Raw genomic sequence first — 16,105 nt, 5'->3', positions numbered from 1 at the left:
GGGGGGCGGATCCGGCTGGAGATCATCGCGGCGACCGGCGACCCGGCGCTGACCGGCCTCAGCGAAGCCGAGCTGCTGAACGATCGCGCCGCCGCCGACCCGGCTGCGCGCAACGCGCTGCGCTTCCTCAGCTATCGCGAGAAGTTCCTGGCGGGCTCGTGGCGCTTCAACACCTATTTCGGACGCGATACGCTGATGTCGGTGCGGCTGCTGATGCCCGCATTGCAGCCCGGCGCCATCGAAGCGGGGCTGAACGCGGTGCTCGCGCGGCTCGATCGCGATGGCGAGGTGGCGCACGAAGAAGCGCTGAGCGAGTTTGCCCTGCTGGAGCGCGGCGCGAAGGGCGAGGCGAGCGACGCGGCGACGCTCGACTACGCCATGGTCGACGACGATTACATGCTGGCGCCGGTGGCGGCGAGCTATCTGCTCGAGCGCGGCGACGCGGCGGCGGCGCGCGCCTATCTCGCCCGCGCAGTGGTGAGCGAGGCGCAGCCGGGCGCGCGCGACCCGGCCGGTGCGCTGCTGGTGCGCAACCTTCGCTTCGTCCTGAAATCGGCCGGCCCCTTTGCCGCGTCGCCAACCACCGCCAAGCTGATCGCGCTCAAGCCCGGGCGTCAGGCTGGGCAGTGGCGCGACAGCAATGAAGGGCTGGGCGGCGGGCGTTACGCCTATGACGTCAACGCAGTGTTCGTTCCCGCCGCGCTCGATGCCGCCGCGCGGCTGGCTGCCAGCGGGCTGCTCGACCCCTATCTGACCCCCGACGACCGCAAGGCTTTGGCCGACGCCGGCCGGATGGCGCGGGTATGGCGCGGCCAGGCGCCGTCGCGTTTCCGGGTGACGATGCCGGCCGATCGCGCGCGCAGTGCCATCAAAAGCTATGCCGCGACGCTGGGCATTCCGGCCGAACCCGCGCTGGCGACGCTGGGCCGCACGCCGCTCGTCTATCATGCAATCGCGCTCGATGCGCTGGGCAAGCCGGTGCCGATCCTGCATTCGGACGAGGGCTTCGCGCTGCTGTTCACACGGCCCGCGCCCGCCGACCTGGATGTCATGGTCCAGTCGATCATGCGCCCTTTCCCGGCCGGATTGATGACCGATATCGGACTGGTCGTCGCCAATGCCGCGCTGGCCAGCCCCAAGCTCCAGGCGGACTTCACCCCCGCCAAATATCATGGCGCGGTCGTGTGGTCATGGCAGCAGGCGCTGCTCGCCGCCGGTTTCGAACGCCAGCTGGCGCGCGACGACTTGCCGCCGCCGACGCGGGCGCGGCTGCGCACGGCGCAGGCCGAGCTGTGGCGCGTGATCGAGGTCGGGCGCGAGGTCCAGAATTCGGAGCTCTGGTCCTGGGCATTCGCCGATGGCCGCTATCAGGTCGTGGCGTTCGGCGCGGGCAAGCAGGATGTCGACGAATCCAACGCCGCGCAGTTGTGGAGCACGGTGTATCTGGCGGTCCAGCCGCCCGCGAACTGACGCTCAGCGCGCCGCGAAGAAGCCGGTGATCGTCAGCCGGCCGACGCGCGGGTCGGGGCTGAGCGGCAGGTCCGGCGGAATCACCCCGCTGTGCAGCAGTGCGCTGCGGTAAAATACCGCGCGGTTGGGTTTTGCCACGACTTCGCACAGGCATTCGAATTGCGCGGTGGACCCCCGGATGTAATCGGCGGGCGGTGGGCCGTCGCGGCGGACCTCGCGGTCGAGCGTCGCATAATATGCTGCGGTACGGTCGGGCCCGATCGTTTCGAACCCGGTCGAACGATGCCGGAAAAACGCGGTGCCGCCGTGATCCGCCTCGCTCAGGAAATGCACCATCGCCACGCGCCCCGGCTCGGCACCGTCGATGTGCGGGATGCGCTGTTCGAGAGTCAGGCGCTCGCGCGGCGTCGTCACGATCGCGAAGCAGAGGTCGATCACGCGCGCCGCGCCGGTGAGCCCGAACGCCTGCCCGAAGATCGTCGCCAGGATCGGCCGCGCGGCGTCGAGATAGGTCCGCGGCGCGGGCGCGCGAATGCCGGGATAGGCGGTCACCGGGACGCCGAACGTGCGCTCGGCGGCAAAGTCGCGCAGTGCCGCCGGGTCGGGCGCGAAATCGTCGACGATCACGATCGGCTCATGTTCGTTGCCGATCCGTCGACCGACGATCGTGGGCGCGGGCACCGCGGATGCCGCCATGGTCAGGCGACCGCGCGCGTCGCGCCGATCAACTTGGCGATGGCGGCATCGTGGCGCGGCAGCGCCGGCACCGCGCGCGCGATCGCCGCGGCGACCTGTTCAACCTGGCGGCGGTTGGTTTCGGAATCGAACGTGTCCGCGATCGGGTTGTAGCCGCGGGGCACGATGCCCTGGCCGTGGAACACCGCGAGCCAGCTCGCTTCGCGGAACAGTTCATCGGTTTCGACCATGATCCGCCCGGTGGTGCGGAAATGATGCTCGCGCTCGATCAACCCGTCGGGCAGCGCCATGTGACGGCAGTACTCCCACAGCGGCTCGGGCTTGTCGGTGGTCGCGTGGTAATGGAGGATCAGGAAGTCCTTGATATTGTCCATGTCGCGGCTGAACACCGCGTTGAACCGATCGGCGAGCGCGGGATCGCACGATTTGTCGGGCAGCAGCGCGAGCAGCTTGACGATCCCCGACTGGATCAGGTGGATGCTGGTCGATTCCAGCGGCTCGAGGAAGCCGGCCGCGAGCCCGATCGCGACGACATTGCCGATCCAGGCACGCCGCCGCCGCCCGGCCGTGAAGCGCAGGAAGCGGGGATCGCCCAGCGCCTCGCCATCGAGATTCGCGGCAAGCGTGGCGGCGGCTTCGTCGTCGCTGACGAACTGGCTGGAATAGACATAGCCGTTGCCGGTGCGATGCTGGAGGGGGATGCGCCACTGCCAGCCCGCGGCACGCGCGGTCGACCGGGTATAGGGCGTCGTCTCCGCCACGCGTGCGCATGGCATGGCGACCGCGCGGTCGCAGGGCAGCCAGTGCGACCAGTCGTCATAGCCCGCCTCCAGCTCACCCTCGATCAGCAGCGCACGAAAGCCCGAGCAGTCGATGAACAGGTCGCCGTCCAGCCGCTCGCCGCGTTCGGTGACGAGCGCGGTGACGAAGCCGCTTTCGCCATTGCGCTCGACATGGGCAAGCTTGCCCTCGACGCGCGTGACCCCGCGCGCCTCCGCAAGGCCGCGCAAATAGCGGGCGTAGAGCGCGGCGTCGAAATGATAGGCATAGCCCAGCGTCGACAGGATCGAGCGCGGATCCGACGCGGGTTTGGCGAAGCGGTTGTCGTAAGCCAGCTGGGTGGGCAGCGACAACGCATCGAGCGGCATATCGAGTCCCTCGCGCCGCGCCTTGAGCCAGCGATGGTGAAAGGCGACGCCGGGCAGGTTGACGCCATATTGGCCGAACGGGTGGAAGTAGCGGTGATCGGGCCGCGTCCAGTCGGCGAATTCGATGCCGAGCTTGAAGCTCGCCTTGGTTTCCGCAACGAAAGTGGCTTCGTCGATCCCGACCAGCTCGTTGAACCAGTGGATCGGCGGGATCGTGGCCTCGCCGACGCCGACGCTGCCGATATCCTCCGACTCGAGCAGCGTCACCCTGGCCGTCGCGCCCAGGGTGCGGCCGAGTGCCGCCGCGGTCATCCACCCGGCGGTCCCGCCGCCCAGGATCACAATCCGCTCGATCCGATCATTGGTCATGCCGACGGTCTAGCAAGACGCTCCGCCGATAGGAATGGGCCGGCTCGGACACGGTGCCCCCGCTGGCTGCGTCCCGTTTCGAGACGGGCGTTAACCATGATTTTTCAGGCGCGAAATCGTAAACAAAGCGTTAACTTCGCACCATGTCGCACCTGATCCAACGCGGGCAAACCGCATTCGCCCCGGCGCCCCGCCACCCGCTGCGCGCACGGCTTAAGCTCGTTCGCCCGCGGGTGCGTGCGTCGAACGCCGATGATCAGGACCTGAAGCTGTTCGTGATGAGCTTCACCGCCTTTTTCATCTGTTTCTATTCGATGATCGCCTGACCCGCAGCGCGGGGTTCAGTCGCACACGCGGTGCAGTTTCTGCGCGATCCACGCTGAAATCAGGCACATTCCAGCGACGATCAGCAGCATGTCCTCCGGCGTGACCTTCAGCACGGTGGTCGCGGTGATGACCGTTGCCGCCCCCACGACCATCGCGCCTGAATTGACGACGTTGTTCGCGGCGACGGTGCGCGCGGTCTGATCCTTGGTCACGGTCGTGGTCAGGAACGCATAGAGCGGCACCACGAACATGCCGCCAAAGATCGCGATCGCCGCCAGCGTGCCGAGCACCAGCATCGCCTGGGGCTGAAGGATGAAGGCGTCGATGCCATAGAGCGTGCCAGCCGGGGCGGCGGTCCACATCCGCGACTCGATCGAGAAGGCAACGATGAACACGGCCATCACCAGCACCGATGCCGGTGAATATCTGGCGGAGATGCGACCGCGCAGCATGGCGTTGATGATCACCGATCCGACCGCCACCCCGATCGAGAAGATGGCGATGGTCAGGCTGGCGACGCGTTCGTCGGCGGTCAGCACGTTCTTGACCAGCGGCGGGAAGATCACAATCAGCACCGCGCCGATCGCCCAGAAAAAGCTGATCGCGCAGATCGCGAGGAAGAGTCGGGGGATGTGCATCGTCGCAGAGACCAGCCGCCACGATGCGGTGAAGGGATTGTAGTTGAGCGCGAGCGGCGGGCCCATGCGCGGTGCGGGCGGCACGAACCGGCCCGCCCACCAGCCGATCAGCGCCACCACGATCACCAGCGCCGCCGCCCATTCGACCGCGATCCAGCCCGCAATCACCGTCCCCATCAGGATCGACAGATAGGTCGCGGCCTCGACCATGCCGGTGCCGCCGAGCACCTCGTCCTCCTTCAGATGCTGGGGCAGGATCGCGTATTTGATCGGGCCGAAGAAGGTCGAGTGCACACCGAGCATCAGCACCGCGCTCAGCATGATGACGAGGCCCGCGGTGACCTGGCCCATCTGCGCCAGCATCAGGCCCGCCGCGCCGAACAGCATGATCACGATTTCCGCGGTCTTCACCAGCCGGATGATCCGCGCCTTGTCCATCGTATCGGCCAGCTGCCCCGACAGTGCCGACAGCGCGAAGAAGGGCAGCAGCGCAAGTCCCGTCGCCAGCGCGTTGAAATTGGATTCGACCGCCGGATCGTTGAAGATGTGATAGGTCGCGAACAGGACCATCGCGGTCTTGAACAGGTTGTCGTTGAAGGCACCGAGGAACTGGGTGATGAAAAGCGGCAGGAAACGGCGCTCCTTGAGCAATCCGAGCGCGTTGTTCATGTCTGGTGCGACCTGCTGAAATACCGGAACGGCCCTTGCCATAGCCGAGGGCGGGGAAAGGCCGCAATGGGCTGGCAGCTGGCGGGATTTCGACTAGGACAGGCGGCGACATGCTGACATTGCCCAACATCCTGACGCTCTCGCGCATCTTTGCCGTGCCGTTGCTGGTCTGGTGCCTGTGGTGGCCGGACTGGACGAGCGGCTATGCGGCGGCGTTCGCGCTCTACTGCCTGATGGGCATCACCGATTATTTCGACGGCTATCTCGCCCGCGCGCAGGGGGCGGTGTCGAAGCTGGGCGTGTTTCTCGATCCGATCGCCGACAAGGTCATGGTCGCCGCGGTCGTGCTAATGCTGGTCGCGACCGCGTGGATCCAGGGGGTGCACGTCATCGCCGCGCTGATCATCCTGCTGCGCGAGATCATGGTGTCGGGCCTGCGCGAATTTCTGGCGCAGCTCAGCGTTTCGGTGCCGGTATCGCGGTTGGCCAAATGGAAAACGACGCTGCAGCTGATCGCGCTCGGGGCGCTGGTGCTGGCGGGGGCGGTTCCGCACCTCGCCTGGGTGCTGACGGTCGGCATCGTCACGCTGTGGCTGGCGGCGCTGCTGACGCTGGTGACGGGCTGGGACTATCTGCGCGTCGGCCTGAAGCACATGGACAGCTGAATGGCGCTCAGGCTCCTCTATTTCGCGTGGGTGCGCGAACGTATCGGCACGGGCGAGGAGCAGGTCACGCCGCCTGAAGCGGTCACCACCGCCGTGCAGCTGATCGACTGGCTGGCGAAACAATCCGAAGCGCATGCCGCGGCGTTCGCCGACCGCGACCGGCTGCGCGTCGCGATCGACCAGAAATTCGCCGCGCTCGATACGCCGCTCGCCGGCGCGCGCGAGGTTGCGATCTTTCCCCCGGTGACCGGCGGATGATCCGGATCGCGGTCATGACGACGGCGATCGACGTCGCTGCCACGCTGGCGGAGGTCGAGGGCAACGGGGCCGGTGCGGTGGCAAGCTTCACCGGTATCGTCCGCCCCGACGACGGCGTGACCGCGCTGACGCTCGAACATTATCCCGGCATGACCGAGCAAGTGCTGGCGGCGATCGCGGAGGAAGCGGCGGAACGTTTCGGGCTGGCCGCGGTGAGTGTGACGCACAGGGTGGGGACGATGGTTCCCGGCGACCGGGTCGTGCTGGTTGCCTGTGCCGCCGCCCATCGCCGCGACGCGCTGGCCGCGTGCGCAATGCTGATCGACCGGCTCAAGACCGACGCGCCGTTCTGGAAGCGCGAACAGCGCGGGGAGCGTGCCGACTGGGTAACTGCGCGCGTTGCCGACGCGGAAGCTGCGGATCGCTGGCGAACGGCGTAACGCTCCGCGCCGCCCGGCCACTGGGGCCGGGGCGGCGCGGACGACCGATTACTCGGCCGGGGTTTCGGCAGGCGCGGCCGCCGGCGCATCCTGGCGCGGGATCAGCACGCCGTTCACGACATGGACGATGCCATTGGCCTGCTTCACGTCATACTGCGTGACATAGCTCTTGTTGCCGTTGACGTCGTTGAGCACGACCGCGTTGTTCTCGAGCTTCGCCGTGATCGGATCGCCGGCAACCGTGGTCAGCGTCAGCGTGCCGCCAGCTTCGGTCAGCTGTTTCGCCAGCGTCTGTGCATCCAGCGCACCCGCGATGACGTGATAGGTCAGTACCTTGGTGAGCAGGGGCTTGTTCTCCGGCTTCAGCAGCGTGTCGACGGTGCCGGGCGCGAGACGCGCAAAGGCGCTGTCGGTCGGCGCGAACACGGTGAAGGGACCCGGACCCGACAGCGTCGCATCAAGGCCAGCCGCCTTCACCGCGGAGACCAGGGTTTTCAGATTGTTTGCAGCCGCCGCATTTTCGACGATGGTCTTGGTCGGCACCATTTCCGCACCGCCGACCGTCGGGTTCGCCGTGGCTGGCGCGGTGGCTGCGGGCGTCGTGGCGGGCGTGGTGCCCGTCTGTGCCGATGCGGGCAGCGACACCAGCGCCGCACCGCCGAGGGTCAGGGTCAGAAAGGCTGAAAGGGGTTTCATGGGCGATACTCCGGACATTTCGGTGATTGAAAAGGGAACCGCGTTTGACGCGCTGTAAAAATACGGGCGAAAGGCTGGTTGGTTTCGTCGCCCGACCCGGTTTTTGTTTCAGCGCAGCGCGGCGAGCACGCCGGCCAGCAGGCGAAAATCGCGCTCGCGCGGGCTCGCCCTGCGCCAGATCAGCGCGATGCTGCGGGTCGCGCGCTCCGAATGGAGCGGTCGGGCAACGACGCGGGTGTGCGCCAGGATGCCGGCATCGACCGCCATCTTGGGCAGCATCGTGACGCCCAGGCCATTGTCGACCATCTGGACGATGGTGTGCAACGAGGTCCCGAGCATCGTCGCCTGACCGCGCAGTTCGGGATGGTTGCACGCGGCCAGCGCATGATCTTTCAGGCAATGGCCGTCCTCCAGCAGCAGGAGGCGGGTCTCGTCGATATCCTCCGCGACCACCGGACCGGTGGGCGTCGTCGGTTCGCCGCCAGGAAAGGCGACATAGAGATGGTCGTCGAACAGCGGCGCGACCTCGACATCGCCGCAGACATAGGGCAGCGCGAGCAGGACGCAGTCGGTACGGCCATGCGCCAGCCCCTCGCACGCCGCCGCACTCGGCTCCTCGCGCAGGAACAGCTTGAGGTCGGGATAGTCGGCGCGCAGCCGCGGCAGGATGCGGGGCAGCATGAACGGCGCGATCGTGGGAATGACGCTCATGCGCATGTCGCCCGACAATGGCTTGCCGGCCGCGCGCGCCATGTCGCTCAGTTCTTCCGCCTCGCGCAGCACCTTGCGCGCCTTGTCGACGATCGCGTCGCCCAGCGGGGTGAACCGCACGACCCGGCGCGTGCGCTCGACCAGCACTATGCCGATCAGCGTCTCCAGCTCCCGGATGCCGGCCGACAGCGTCGATTGCGTGACGAAGCAGGTTTCGGCGGCGCGGCCGAAATGCCCCGCGTCGCGCAATGCGACCAGATATTGGAGCTGTTTCAACGTCGGCAGATAGGAGGTGCTCATGCCGACCCATTTATCGCCTGCGTCAATCAATCTCCAGAAAATAAACGATTTGAACACTGAGCCGAGTGACCTATATCGCAATGCAGCATGAATGCGGCGACGCAGCGAGGCGATGCCGGTCATTCGCGCTGGATCACTATTTTGGAGGATTTTTCGATGTTGACCGTTGGCGACAAGCTCCCGCAGTTCATCTTGCCGGTCCAGCAGGGCACCGACGCGCTGCCCGCGGGCGAGACGATCGATCTCACCACCGCCTTTCCGGGCAAGTGGAAGGTGCTGTTCTACTGGCCGAAGGACTTCACGTTCGTATGCCCGACCGAGATCGTCGGCTATGCCGGCCTCAAGGCCGATTTCGAGGATCGTGACGCCGTGCTGATCGGCGCGTCGACCGACACCGCGCATGTCCACTTTGCGTGGCGTCGGTCGGACGAGGATCTGGCCAAGGCCGATTTCCCGTGGATCGCCGACAATGGCCGCGTCCTTGCCGATGCGCTCGGCATCGTCGACAAGGACGAGCATGTCGCGTTCCGCGCGACCTTCATCATCGATCCGGACAACATTATCCAGCACGTGACGGTCAATGGCCTGAACGTCGGGCGCAACCCGCAGGAAACGCTGCGCGTGCTCGACGCGCTGCAGACTGACGAACTGTGTCCGTGCAACTGGAACAAGGGCGAGGAACTGCTGCGCCCCGCGGCGTAAGCGTTCCTACCCCTGCCAAAGGGCGCGATCCGGCCGGCTCCTCCTCCCTCCCGCCGGGTCGCGCCCTGCTTTACCCTTTCCAGCTATCGTCCCTTACCGCTTCCCGTCCCGGCACCGACGTTGCCGGGCGCGGGAGTCATTTGACCGGAGACTGACCGATGTCGCTCAAGGATTTTGCCGCGACGCTGCCCGATTTCGCCAAGGACATCCGCCTGAATGTCGGATCCCTGCTGAACGAGGCGACGCTCGACGATCAGAAGAAATACGGCCTGTTGCTGGCTTGCGCCCATGGCAGCGGACACAAGCCGCTGGTCGACGCGACCGAGGCCGAGGCGGCCGGCAAGCTGACCCCCGAGGCGGCCAATGCCGCGCGGGCCGCGGCGGCGGTGATGGCGATGAACAACGTCTATTACCGGTTCACTCACCTCGCCGGGAACCAGGAATATGCCAACCTGCCCGCGCGGCTGCGCATGAACGTCATCGGCGCGCCGGGGATCGACAAGGTCGATTTCGAGCTGTTCAGCCTGGCGGTCAGTGCCATGAACGGCTGCGGCAAGTGCATCGACGCGCACGAGCAGGTGCTGAAGCGCGCCGGCACGACCGCGGAGACGATCCAGAATGCGGTGCGCATCGCCTCCGTCATGAAGGCGGTCGCGACGGTTCACGCCGTCGCGGTCTGAACGTCGGAATCGGTCAGGCGAGGGCGGCGTAGAGGCTGAGCGCACTGGTGGCGGTCAGGACGACGCCGACCAGCCCGAGCAGGAAGCGCGGGCGGACGCGCTTGACCAGCATCGCCCCCAGCGGCGCCGCCGCGATCCCGCCGATCATCACGCCGATCGTCGCCTGGGTGAACGCCTCGATCCCCAGCGTGATCAGGAAGGTGATCGAGATCGCGGTGGTGAGCACGAACTCCGCCGTGTTGACGGTGCCGATCGTCATGCGCGGGCTCGCGCCCTGAACCAGCAGGTTGGACGTGACCACCGGCCCCCATCCGCCGCCGCCCGCCGCGTCCAGAAAGCCGCCGACCAGCCCGAGCGGCGCGATGACGCGCGGCTGGCGTGGCCGGGGCGGCGCGCCAAAGGCACGGAAGATCAGGTAGAGGCCGATCCCGGCAAGATAGGCCATGACGAACGGCCGCGCCCCCGAGCCGACCTTGACCAGCACATAGGCGCCGATCACCCCGCCCACCACGCCCGGAATGACCAGCCGGGCAAACAGGCGCCAGTCGACGTTGCGCTGGACGATATGGCTGATACCCGACGCAGCGGTCGTGAACATTTCGACCAGATGGACGGCCGAAGAGGCGCGCGACGGCGGCACCCCGAGCAGGCTGACCATCAGCGTCGTCGAAATCGCGCCGAACGCCATGCCCAGCGCGCCGTCGACCATCTGCGCGGCAAAGCCGACCGCGATGAAGGGAAGGAGGCCGGCAATGTCAAATCCCATCAACACCGCCATCCTTCCGGCACCAACCGTGCGCTTCTTCCCGAAACTGCCATACCCGACAACATAGATCGAGTTTAGTGCGTGCAAGCCATGCCGCCATGTGTCTGGAAATCGGGCGACTGCACGCCTAAATTAGCGGATCGAACAGGGGGACGCGCCATGTTGCGGCGGTTGAGCGAGTATCTGGAATCGATCAAGGCCCGCGATCCGGCGCCGCGATCCCGGGCCGAAATCCTGCTGTATCCGGGCGTGTGGGCGATGGCGCTGCACCGCGTCGCGCACCGCCTGTATCGCGCCCGGCTGTTTTTCCTGGCGCGGGTGGTCAATCATTTTTCCCGCTTTCTGACCGCGATCGATATCCATCCCGGCGCGACGATCGGCCGCAATTTCTTCATCGAACACGGGTTCAGCGTGATCGGCGAAACCGCCGAGATCGGCGACGACGTCACCATGTACCAGAACGTCACGCTGGGCGGTGCCAACCCGGTCGCCGGCGAGGGCGGCAAGCGCCATCCGACCATCCTCGACGGCGCGATCATCGGGGCGGGCGCACAGGTCCTGGGGCCGATCACGGTCGGCGCGCGCGCGCGAATCGGGGCCAATGCGGTCGTGACCAAGGACGTGCCCGAAGGCGCGACGATGGTCGGCATTCCGGCCAAGCCGACCCTGGTCGAAGCGGCGACCTATCAGCGCGACTTCATGCCGTACGGCACGCCGTGCAGCGAAATGTACGATCCCCAGACGCAAAAGCTGGAACTGTTGCGCTGCGAGATCGAGACGCTGCGCAAGCGGCTGGACGAAGCGATGGCCGAACGCGGCCAGGCGGAGCGGCGCGACCACGGCTGATGGGAATCGTCACGCCGTTTCCCGCCGCGCGGGTGCCCGGGCAGGTCGGGTTCGAACGCGCCGAGCTTGCCCGCATCCTCGATCTCTATGGTCGGATGGTCGCGGCCGGCCATTGGCGCGACTATGCGATGCGGCTCGATGCGGAGGTGGCGATGTTCGCCGCCTTTCGCCGCGCCGCCGAACGCCCTGAATTCCGGATCGAGAAGCGTCCGGCGCTGCGCCAGCGCCAGGGACAATGGGCGCTGATCGCCGAAGGTGGCGCGGTGCTGAAGCGCGGGCACGAACTGGGCCCGGTGCTGGCACCGATCGAGCGGCGACTGGTCAAACTGGTCGCGGGCTGACCGGCACGTCGCCGATCAGCCCGCGAGCAACACCCGATGATCGCGCGTTCAGGCGCGCGCCGGCATCTGGGTGGGTGGCAGGGTGTGGCTCAGGCTGCCCAGCCGGGCGACCACCAGCCGCCGCATCGGCTGCCAGAATGCGGACAGGGTGAGCAGCGCCGACCCGATCACCAGCCCGGTGAACGCGGTACCCAGCTCGACCGCGCCCGCGCTGCGGAACAACGCGTAGAGCGCATACAGCACATAGGCGAGCGACGAGACGAGCAGCGCGCGGCGGTCGACGGCGAGCGCGACGATCGCGAACAGGATGTAGAGCGCGAACACGATCATGGCGACGGGCACGCCGACATCGCCGTCGAACACGCCCAGCATCTGGAAGATCGGATGCGCGATCATCGGCGCGGCGGCGAGATGCAGCCAGAACGCGACGTCGGAACGGCGGGTGCGGCGTTCGCGGTCGCTCATGTCCCAGCGCATCGCCAGCGCGAAGATCGCAAGGCCGCCGATCAGGACGAGCGGCCAGGCGCGCGCGCCCATGTCCGGAAATGCCGAGAAAACCAGCCCGATCGCGGTGGCGGCCAGCGCGACCGCACCGGCGGCGACCGTGATCGGCACCATGAAGCGCCGCCAATGGATGTAGGTCGCACCAGCCGTGATCAGCGCGATGCCCGCCCCGATCGCCGCGTCGAGGCGGTCGGGCAGGTCGGGGTTGAGCGTGGCCAGCGCGCCGACCAGCGCACCGCCGACCCCGCCGGCAAAGGCGAGCAGCAGCAGAATGCTGGGCAGCGCCATGCGCCGTTTGCGCGTGAAATATTCGGCCAGGAACCACGCCGCGCCCGCCACGCCGACCCCGCCGAGCGCCGGCGTGATCGACTGGCCGACCTGACCGATCGCGAACAGGACCAGCACAAGGGCGATGGCGACGAAGATATCGTTGAAACCGGTCAGCAGCCGGAAATGTTCTTCATCGACGGTCGGCGCCAGCCGCAGCGACGCGACATGGTTGCGAAACGCGGTCGCCGTTTCGCGCGGGACCACCCCCGCCTCCACGGCATTGTCCAGATCGGACTCGCTGTACATGGCCTCTTCCTCCTTCGTGTGCGGAAGCGATCATGCCAGAGGTGTCTTAATCAGGCAATACAGCTCGTGCGGGCGAAGGTTTTGGCCGCATATGCTGAGTCTAAGCGGAAAATGGAGGCTTTCACGAACTTCAGCCAAGTTCTTCTGTCGCCCCCCGGCACAAGGCCGGGGTGACGATGAGAAGGTGGCCGGGCTTTTTTTCCTGGCCGGACCCTCAATTGCCCGCCAGCCGCGCAAAGATCGACTGCGCCTGCTCGCTGCCCGACTGGGGCACGATCTCGCCCGTGCGGTCGGTGATCGCACCCCAGTGCGCGGCGACGCCCTCGGGGGTCAGATCTTCGCCCGCCAGCCTGATGCCGCGGGTGAGCGTGACATAACTCGCCTGGAACACGCCCGCGCCCGCGCCGACGATCGCGTTGGTCGGCGCATCCTGGCTGACCAGATAGAGCGCGGCGGGGACAACGGCGTCTGGGTTGAACGCGTCGAACGCGGCTTCGGGAAAAATGTCCTGGGTCATGCGCGTGCCCGCAACGGGCGCGATCGTGTTGACGCGGATGTTGTTCTTCGCCCCTTCGAGATAGAGCGTCTTGGTCAGGCCGGCGAGGCCGAGCTTGGCGGCGCCGTAATTCGCCTGGCCGAAATTGCCGAACAGGCCGGTCGACGACGCGGTCATCAGGATGCGGCCGTAATTCTGCGCGCGCATCGTTTCCCACACCGCCTTGGTGCAATGCGCCGAACCGTTCAGGTGCACGTCGACGACGAAGCGAAAATCGGCCGGCTCCATCTTGGCGAAGCTCTTGTCGCGCAAGACGCCGGCGTTGTTGATCAGGATGTGGACGCCGCCCCAGCGGTCGCAGGTTTCGGCGACCATCGCGGCCATCTGGTCGTAATCGGTGACGCTGCCCCCGTTCGCGATCGCTTCGCCGCCCAGCGCGACGATCTCCTCGACCACCTTCAGCGCGGCGTCGCTGTGCCCAGTGCCGTCACGCGCCACGCCGAGATCGTTGACGACCACCTTCGCGCCGCGCCGCGCCAGTTCGAGCGCATAGGCGCGCCCCAGGCCGCCGCCCGCCCCGGTGACGATGGCAACCTGGTTGTCGAAACGGATGGTCATGGGCGTCGTCCTCTCGCGCAGTTCAGTTGGCGCGAGTGGTGACGTGAGGCAGGCGGTTCGTCAAATCCGTTACGGGATGCACGGCCCGGCATCCGGGCCGTGCATCCGAACCACGCATCCGGGGCCGGCAATCAGCCGCCACGCTGGCGGCAATTGTCGTACTGGCCGCGCTTGCACAGCGGATATTTCTCCATCGGGGCGGGCGCGGGGAACGCCTGGTCGGGGCTGACCGACTGCTGCACGATCACCTTCGCGCCCGGTTGAGGCGTGCCCTGCAGCGCCGGGCCGGACGGCATATAGCCGCCTGCCGGATCGGCCGCATCGGCGGCGGGTGCGGGCGTCATCGGCGATGTTGATGCGGTCGGGCCGTTCATCGGCTGCTGGGCCATCGGCTCCTGCGCGGGCGCGGTCATCCCCGCGTCTGGAGCGGGGGCAGTCGGTGTCGTCGGCTGTTGGGTGGGGGTCTGCGGCATGGTCTGCGCCAACGCGGGCGCACTGACCGCAAGCGCCGCGGCAAGGGCGATGAGTTTCATGGTGTTCCTCCTACGCATACAGGCGCGCAATCGAGCGCACGCGAAAGGAGGAACGATCCGCGCGGGAATTTTATCCCTCATGGTCTGATCGCACCCCATTGACCCGCTCATCCTGGGTAGCCGCTGAGCCCTTCGACTGCCTGCCAAGACAGGCGCTCAGGACAGGCTTCGCCAAGCTCAGCCCCTACTCAGGATGAGCGGGTTTGGTGCTTCCGACGCCCGACCCAGCGGCACCTGCTGGCGCTCAGGCGCCCGAATCGAGCGCGTAGCCGGCGGAGCGGACGGTGCGGATGATGTCGGGCCGGTTGCCGCGGTTGATCGCCTTGCGCAGCCGGCGGATATGCACGTCGACGGTGCGGCTTTCGATGTCGCTGTCATGCCCCCACACCGCGTCGAGCAGGCGCTCGCGGCTGAACACCCAGCCCGGATGCTCGAGGAAATGCTTGAGCAACCGGAATTCGGTGGGACCGAGCGGCACGACTTCGCCGCCGCGCCGGACCTTGTGGCCGACCGTGTCCATCTCGATATCGGCATAGGTCAGCTGCTCTCCCGCCAGCGCGGGACGGACGCGACGCAGCACCGCGCCGACGCGCGCGACCAGCTCGCGCGGCGAAAACGGCTTGGTGACGTAATCGTCCGCGCCGGTTTCGAGGCCACGGACCCGGTCCTCCTCTTCGCCGCGCGCGGTCAGCATGATGATCGGGACGTTGGCGGTCTCCGGCATCCGGCGCAGCCGGCGGCAGACCTCGATCCCTGAAAGCCCCTCGACCATCCAGTCGAGCAGGACGATATCGGGCGTCGCTTCCTTGGCGAGCAGCAGCGCTTCCTCGCCGTCGGGGGTCTGCTTGACCTCGAAATCTTCCCGCTTGAAATGCCAGATCAGCAGCTCGGCCAGCGCCGCGTCGTCCTCGACCAGCAGCATCTTCACCCGCGCCATATGTTCCACCCTTGTCCTTCGGTCGTGCTCACTGATCGGCGACCGTCTCGATGCGCTCGCGTTCGGCCATGTGATCGCCGGTCGCCGCATAATAGACCATCTCGGCAACGTTGGTCGCCTGATCGCCGATCCGTTCCAGATTCTTGGCGATGAACAACAGGTGCGCGGCCTGGCTGATGCTCTTTGGATTTTCCATCATGAAGGTGACGAGCGCGCGGAAGATGCTGTTGTAGAAATCGTCGACCGCGCGGTCGCGCTCGCAGACATCCATCGCGGCTTGCGCATCGCGCGCGGCAAAGGCGTCGAGCACGTCGTGCAGCATCTCGCTCGCCACGATCGCCATCGCCGGCAGCACCGACAGCGGCTCGATATGGCGGTTGTCCTCCATCGCGGTCACGCGCTTGGCGATGTTCTTGGCATGGTCGCCGACGCGCTCCATGACCCCGGCGATCTTCATCGCCGCCACGATCTCTCGCAGGTCGTCGGCCATCGGCGCGCGCAGCGCGATCAGACGGATCACCAGCCGCTCGATCTCGTGCTCGAGCGCGTCGATGCGCTTGTCGCCGTCGACGACGCGCTGCGCGGCAGCGGCGTCGTGCTGGACCAGCGCCTCCATCGCCGCGCCGATCGCGGCTTCGGCCAGCCCGCCCATCTGCGCGACCAGCCCGCGCAGCTCGCCCAGCTCGTCGTCGAAAATCTTGACCGTATGCTCGCTCACG

The 16,105-nt window shown here is 67.0% G+C and carries 20 protein-coding genes; 9 read left to right on the top strand and 11 right to left on the bottom strand.

Features of this window, described 5'->3' with window-relative positions; all coding sequences use genetic code 11:
• Positions 1 to 1,470 (top strand): hypothetical protein (locus tag AX676_RS18015; protein ID WP_066544116.1); only part of this gene is annotated, 1,470 nt, incomplete at its 5' end.
• A 3-nt stretch (positions 1,471 to 1,473) separates the two neighbouring features.
• Here the strand turns inward: AX676_RS18015 and AX676_RS04140 are convergent.
• Both AX676_RS04140 and AX676_RS04135 read right to left on the bottom strand, forming a co-directional pair.
• On the bottom strand, positions 1,474 to 2,151 hold the full coding sequence (locus AX676_RS04140) for a DUF6445 family protein (RefSeq protein WP_231726135.1): 678 nt from the start codon (positions 2,149 to 2,151) through the stop codon (positions 1,474 to 1,476).
• A 17-nt stretch (positions 2,152 to 2,168) separates the two neighbouring features.
• A complete protein-coding gene (locus tag AX676_RS04135; RefSeq protein ID WP_066480760.1) occupies positions 2,169 to 3,683 on the bottom strand; it encodes a tryptophan halogenase family protein in 1,515 nt (504 codons plus the stop codon).
• A 143-nt stretch (positions 3,684 to 3,826) separates the two neighbouring features.
• Here AX676_RS04135 and AX676_RS04130 point away from each other — a divergent pair, with 143 nt between their 5' ends.
• Positions 3,827 to 4,009: a hypothetical protein gene (locus AX676_RS04130; protein WP_066480764.1), complete on the top strand. Its 183-nt coding sequence runs from the start codon at positions 3,827 to 3,829 to the stop codon at positions 4,007 to 4,009.
• Positions 4,010 to 4,024: 15 nt separating this feature from the next.
• Here AX676_RS04130 and AX676_RS04125 read toward each other — a convergent pair whose 3' ends face one another.
• A complete protein-coding gene (locus tag AX676_RS04125; protein ID WP_066480765.1) occupies positions 4,025 to 5,317 on the bottom strand; it encodes an MFS transporter in 1,293 nt (430 codons plus the stop codon).
• A gap of 110 nt (positions 5,318 to 5,427) precedes the next feature.
• On the opposite strand from AX676_RS04125, the gene pgsA reads away from it, so the two are divergent.
• From pgsA to AX676_RS04110, 3 genes are read left to right on the top strand one after another with little or no spacing between them, the layout of a single operon-like run.
• A complete protein-coding gene (pgsA, locus tag AX676_RS04120; RefSeq protein WP_066480766.1) occupies positions 5,428 to 5,982 on the top strand; it encodes a CDP-diacylglycerol--glycerol-3-phosphate 3-phosphatidyltransferase in 555 nt (184 codons plus the stop codon).
• Positions 5,983 to 6,240 (top strand): molybdopterin converting factor subunit 1, encoded by a 258-nt coding sequence (gene moaD / locus AX676_RS04115; RefSeq protein ID WP_066480767.1) that lies wholly within the window; start codon positions 5,983 to 5,985, stop codon positions 6,238 to 6,240.
• Positions 6,241 to 6,254: 14 nt separating this feature from the next.
• Positions 6,255 to 6,680 carry a molybdenum cofactor biosynthesis protein MoaE gene (locus AX676_RS04110; protein WP_443026041.1) on the top strand — a complete coding sequence of 142 codons (426 nt, stop codon included), beginning with the start codon at positions 6,255 to 6,257 and terminating at the stop codon, positions 6,678 to 6,680.
• A gap of 48 nt (positions 6,681 to 6,728) precedes the next feature.
• On the opposite strand, the gene AX676_RS04105 is transcribed toward AX676_RS04110, so the two are convergent.
• Entirely contained in the window at positions 6,729 to 7,376 is a 648-nt protein-coding gene (locus tag AX676_RS04105; RefSeq protein WP_082730960.1) for a fasciclin domain-containing protein, read from the bottom strand.
• A gap of 108 nt (positions 7,377 to 7,484) precedes the next feature.
• Positions 7,485 to 8,387: a hydrogen peroxide-inducible genes activator gene (locus AX676_RS04100; RefSeq protein ID WP_066480770.1), complete on the bottom strand. Its 903-nt coding sequence runs from the start codon at positions 8,385 to 8,387 to the stop codon at positions 7,485 to 7,487.
• A gap of 156 nt (positions 8,388 to 8,543) precedes the next feature.
• Between AX676_RS04100 and AX676_RS04095 the strand changes: the two genes are divergently transcribed.
• Positions 8,544 to 9,089 carry a peroxiredoxin gene (locus AX676_RS04095; RefSeq protein WP_066480858.1) on the top strand — a complete coding sequence of 182 codons (546 nt, stop codon included), beginning with the start codon at positions 8,544 to 8,546 and terminating at the stop codon, positions 9,087 to 9,089.
• Between the two features lie 158 nt (positions 9,090 to 9,247).
• Positions 9,248 to 9,769 carry a carboxymuconolactone decarboxylase family protein gene (locus AX676_RS04090; RefSeq protein ID WP_066480773.1) on the top strand — a complete coding sequence of 174 codons (522 nt, stop codon included), beginning with the start codon at positions 9,248 to 9,250 and terminating at the stop codon, positions 9,767 to 9,769.
• A gap of 13 nt (positions 9,770 to 9,782) precedes the next feature.
• Here AX676_RS04090 and AX676_RS04085 read toward each other — a convergent pair whose 3' ends face one another.
• The gene (locus AX676_RS04085; protein ID WP_231726136.1) at positions 9,783 to 10,535 is read right to left on the bottom strand and encodes a sulfite exporter TauE/SafE family protein; all 753 of its coding nucleotides are present in this window, start codon (positions 10,533 to 10,535) and stop codon (positions 9,783 to 9,785) included.
• Positions 10,536 to 10,694: 159 nt separating this feature from the next.
• On the opposite strand from AX676_RS04085, the gene epsC reads away from it, so the two are divergent.
• Both epsC and AX676_RS04075 read left to right on the top strand, forming a co-directional pair.
• Entirely contained in the window at positions 10,695 to 11,381 is a 687-nt protein-coding gene (gene epsC, locus AX676_RS04080; protein ID WP_066480775.1) for a serine O-acetyltransferase EpsC, read from the top strand.
• A complete protein-coding gene (locus AX676_RS04075; protein ID WP_066480777.1) occupies positions 11,381 to 11,722 on the top strand; it encodes a DUF2794 domain-containing protein in 342 nt (113 codons plus the stop codon). Before epsC ends, AX676_RS04075 begins: the two co-directional genes overlap by 1 nt.
• A gap of 48 nt (positions 11,723 to 11,770) precedes the next feature.
• Here the strand turns inward: AX676_RS04075 and AX676_RS04070 are convergent, their stop codons facing one another.
• From AX676_RS04070 to phoU, 5 genes are all read right to left on the bottom strand, one after another.
• Complete coding sequence (locus AX676_RS04070) at positions 11,771 to 12,802, bottom strand: hypothetical protein (protein ID WP_066480778.1); 1,032 nt, start codon at positions 12,800 to 12,802, stop codon at positions 11,771 to 11,773.
• A 214-nt stretch (positions 12,803 to 13,016) separates the two neighbouring features.
• Positions 13,017 to 13,916, bottom strand: coding sequence for an SDR family NAD(P)-dependent oxidoreductase (locus tag AX676_RS04065; RefSeq protein WP_066480779.1), 900 nt, complete (start codon positions 13,914 to 13,916; stop codon positions 13,017 to 13,019).
• A gap of 131 nt (positions 13,917 to 14,047) precedes the next feature.
• Positions 14,048 to 14,449, bottom strand: a complete 402-nt coding sequence (locus AX676_RS04060) for a hypothetical protein (RefSeq protein WP_066480782.1) — start codon at positions 14,447 to 14,449, stop codon at positions 14,048 to 14,050.
• A 244-nt stretch (positions 14,450 to 14,693) separates the two neighbouring features.
• Positions 14,694 to 15,386 carry a phosphate regulon transcriptional regulator PhoB gene (phoB, locus tag AX676_RS04055; protein ID WP_066480785.1) on the bottom strand — a complete coding sequence of 231 codons (693 nt, stop codon included), beginning with the start codon at positions 15,384 to 15,386 and terminating at the stop codon, positions 14,694 to 14,696.
• A 28-nt stretch (positions 15,387 to 15,414) separates the two neighbouring features.
• Positions 15,415 to 16,104, bottom strand: a complete 690-nt coding sequence (gene phoU / locus AX676_RS04050) for a phosphate signaling complex protein PhoU (protein ID WP_231726137.1) — start codon at positions 16,102 to 16,104, stop codon at positions 15,415 to 15,417.
• Between the last annotated feature and the right edge of the window lies 1 nt (position 16,105).

This window comes from Sphingomonas sp. CCH21-G11 (genome assembly GCF_001555965.1).
Classification (GTDB): domain Bacteria; phylum Pseudomonadota; class Alphaproteobacteria; order Sphingomonadales; family Sphingomonadaceae; genus Sphingomonas.
The sequence above is the reverse complement of the archived record's forward strand: the minus strand, read 5'-3'. Positions and strand labels throughout refer to the sequence as shown.

What these genes read in the sequence shown, in the direction of transcription:
- phoB (WP_066480785.1), bottom strand. Translation starts at nt 15,386, where the DNA reads ATGGCGCGGGTGAAGATGCTGCTGGTCGAGGACGACGCGGCGCTGGCC.
- AX676_RS04130 (WP_066480764.1), top strand. Translation starts at nt 3,827, where the DNA reads ATGTCGCACCTGATCCAACGCGGGCAAACCGCATTCGCCCCGGCGCCC.
- AX676_RS04065 (WP_066480779.1), bottom strand. Translation starts at nt 13,916, where the DNA reads ATGACCATCCGTTTCGACAACCAGGTTGCCATCGTCACCGGGGCGGGC.
- AX676_RS04075 (WP_066480777.1), top strand. Translation starts at nt 11,381, where the DNA reads ATGGGAATCGTCACGCCGTTTCCCGCCGCGCGGGTGCCCGGGCAGGTC.
- epsC (WP_066480775.1), top strand. Translation starts at nt 10,695, where the DNA reads ATGTTGCGGCGGTTGAGCGAGTATCTGGAATCGATCAAGGCCCGCGAT.
- AX676_RS04060 (WP_066480782.1), bottom strand. Translation starts at nt 14,449, where the DNA reads ATGAAACTCATCGCCCTTGCCGCGGCGCTTGCGGTCAGTGCGCCCGCG.
- moaD (WP_066480767.1), top strand. Translation starts at nt 5,983, where the DNA reads ATGGCGCTCAGGCTCCTCTATTTCGCGTGGGTGCGCGAACGTATCGGC.
- AX676_RS04095 (WP_066480858.1), top strand. Translation starts at nt 8,544, where the DNA reads ATGTTGACCGTTGGCGACAAGCTCCCGCAGTTCATCTTGCCGGTCCAG.
- AX676_RS04125 (WP_066480765.1), bottom strand. Translation starts at nt 5,317, where the DNA reads ATGAACAACGCGCTCGGATTGCTCAAGGAGCGCCGTTTCCTGCCGCTT.
- AX676_RS04135 (WP_066480760.1), bottom strand. Translation starts at nt 3,683, where the DNA reads ATGACCAATGATCGGATCGAGCGGATTGTGATCCTGGGCGGCGGGACC.
- AX676_RS04085 (WP_231726136.1), bottom strand. Translation starts at nt 10,535, where the DNA reads ATGGGATTTGACATTGCCGGCCTCCTTCCCTTCATCGCGGTCGGCTTT.
- AX676_RS04110 (WP_443026041.1), top strand. Translation starts at nt 6,255, where the DNA reads ATGACGACGGCGATCGACGTCGCTGCCACGCTGGCGGAGGTCGAGGGC.
- AX676_RS04090 (WP_066480773.1), top strand. Translation starts at nt 9,248, where the DNA reads ATGTCGCTCAAGGATTTTGCCGCGACGCTGCCCGATTTCGCCAAGGAC.
- AX676_RS04070 (WP_066480778.1), bottom strand. Translation starts at nt 12,802, where the DNA reads ATGTACAGCGAGTCCGATCTGGACAATGCCGTGGAGGCGGGGGTGGTC.
- AX676_RS04105 (WP_082730960.1), bottom strand. Translation starts at nt 7,376, where the DNA reads ATGAAACCCCTTTCAGCCTTTCTGACCCTGACCCTCGGCGGTGCGGCG.
- AX676_RS04100 (WP_066480770.1), bottom strand. Translation starts at nt 8,387, where the DNA reads ATGAGCACCTCCTATCTGCCGACGTTGAAACAGCTCCAATATCTGGTC.
- pgsA (WP_066480766.1), top strand. Translation starts at nt 5,428, where the DNA reads ATGCTGACATTGCCCAACATCCTGACGCTCTCGCGCATCTTTGCCGTG.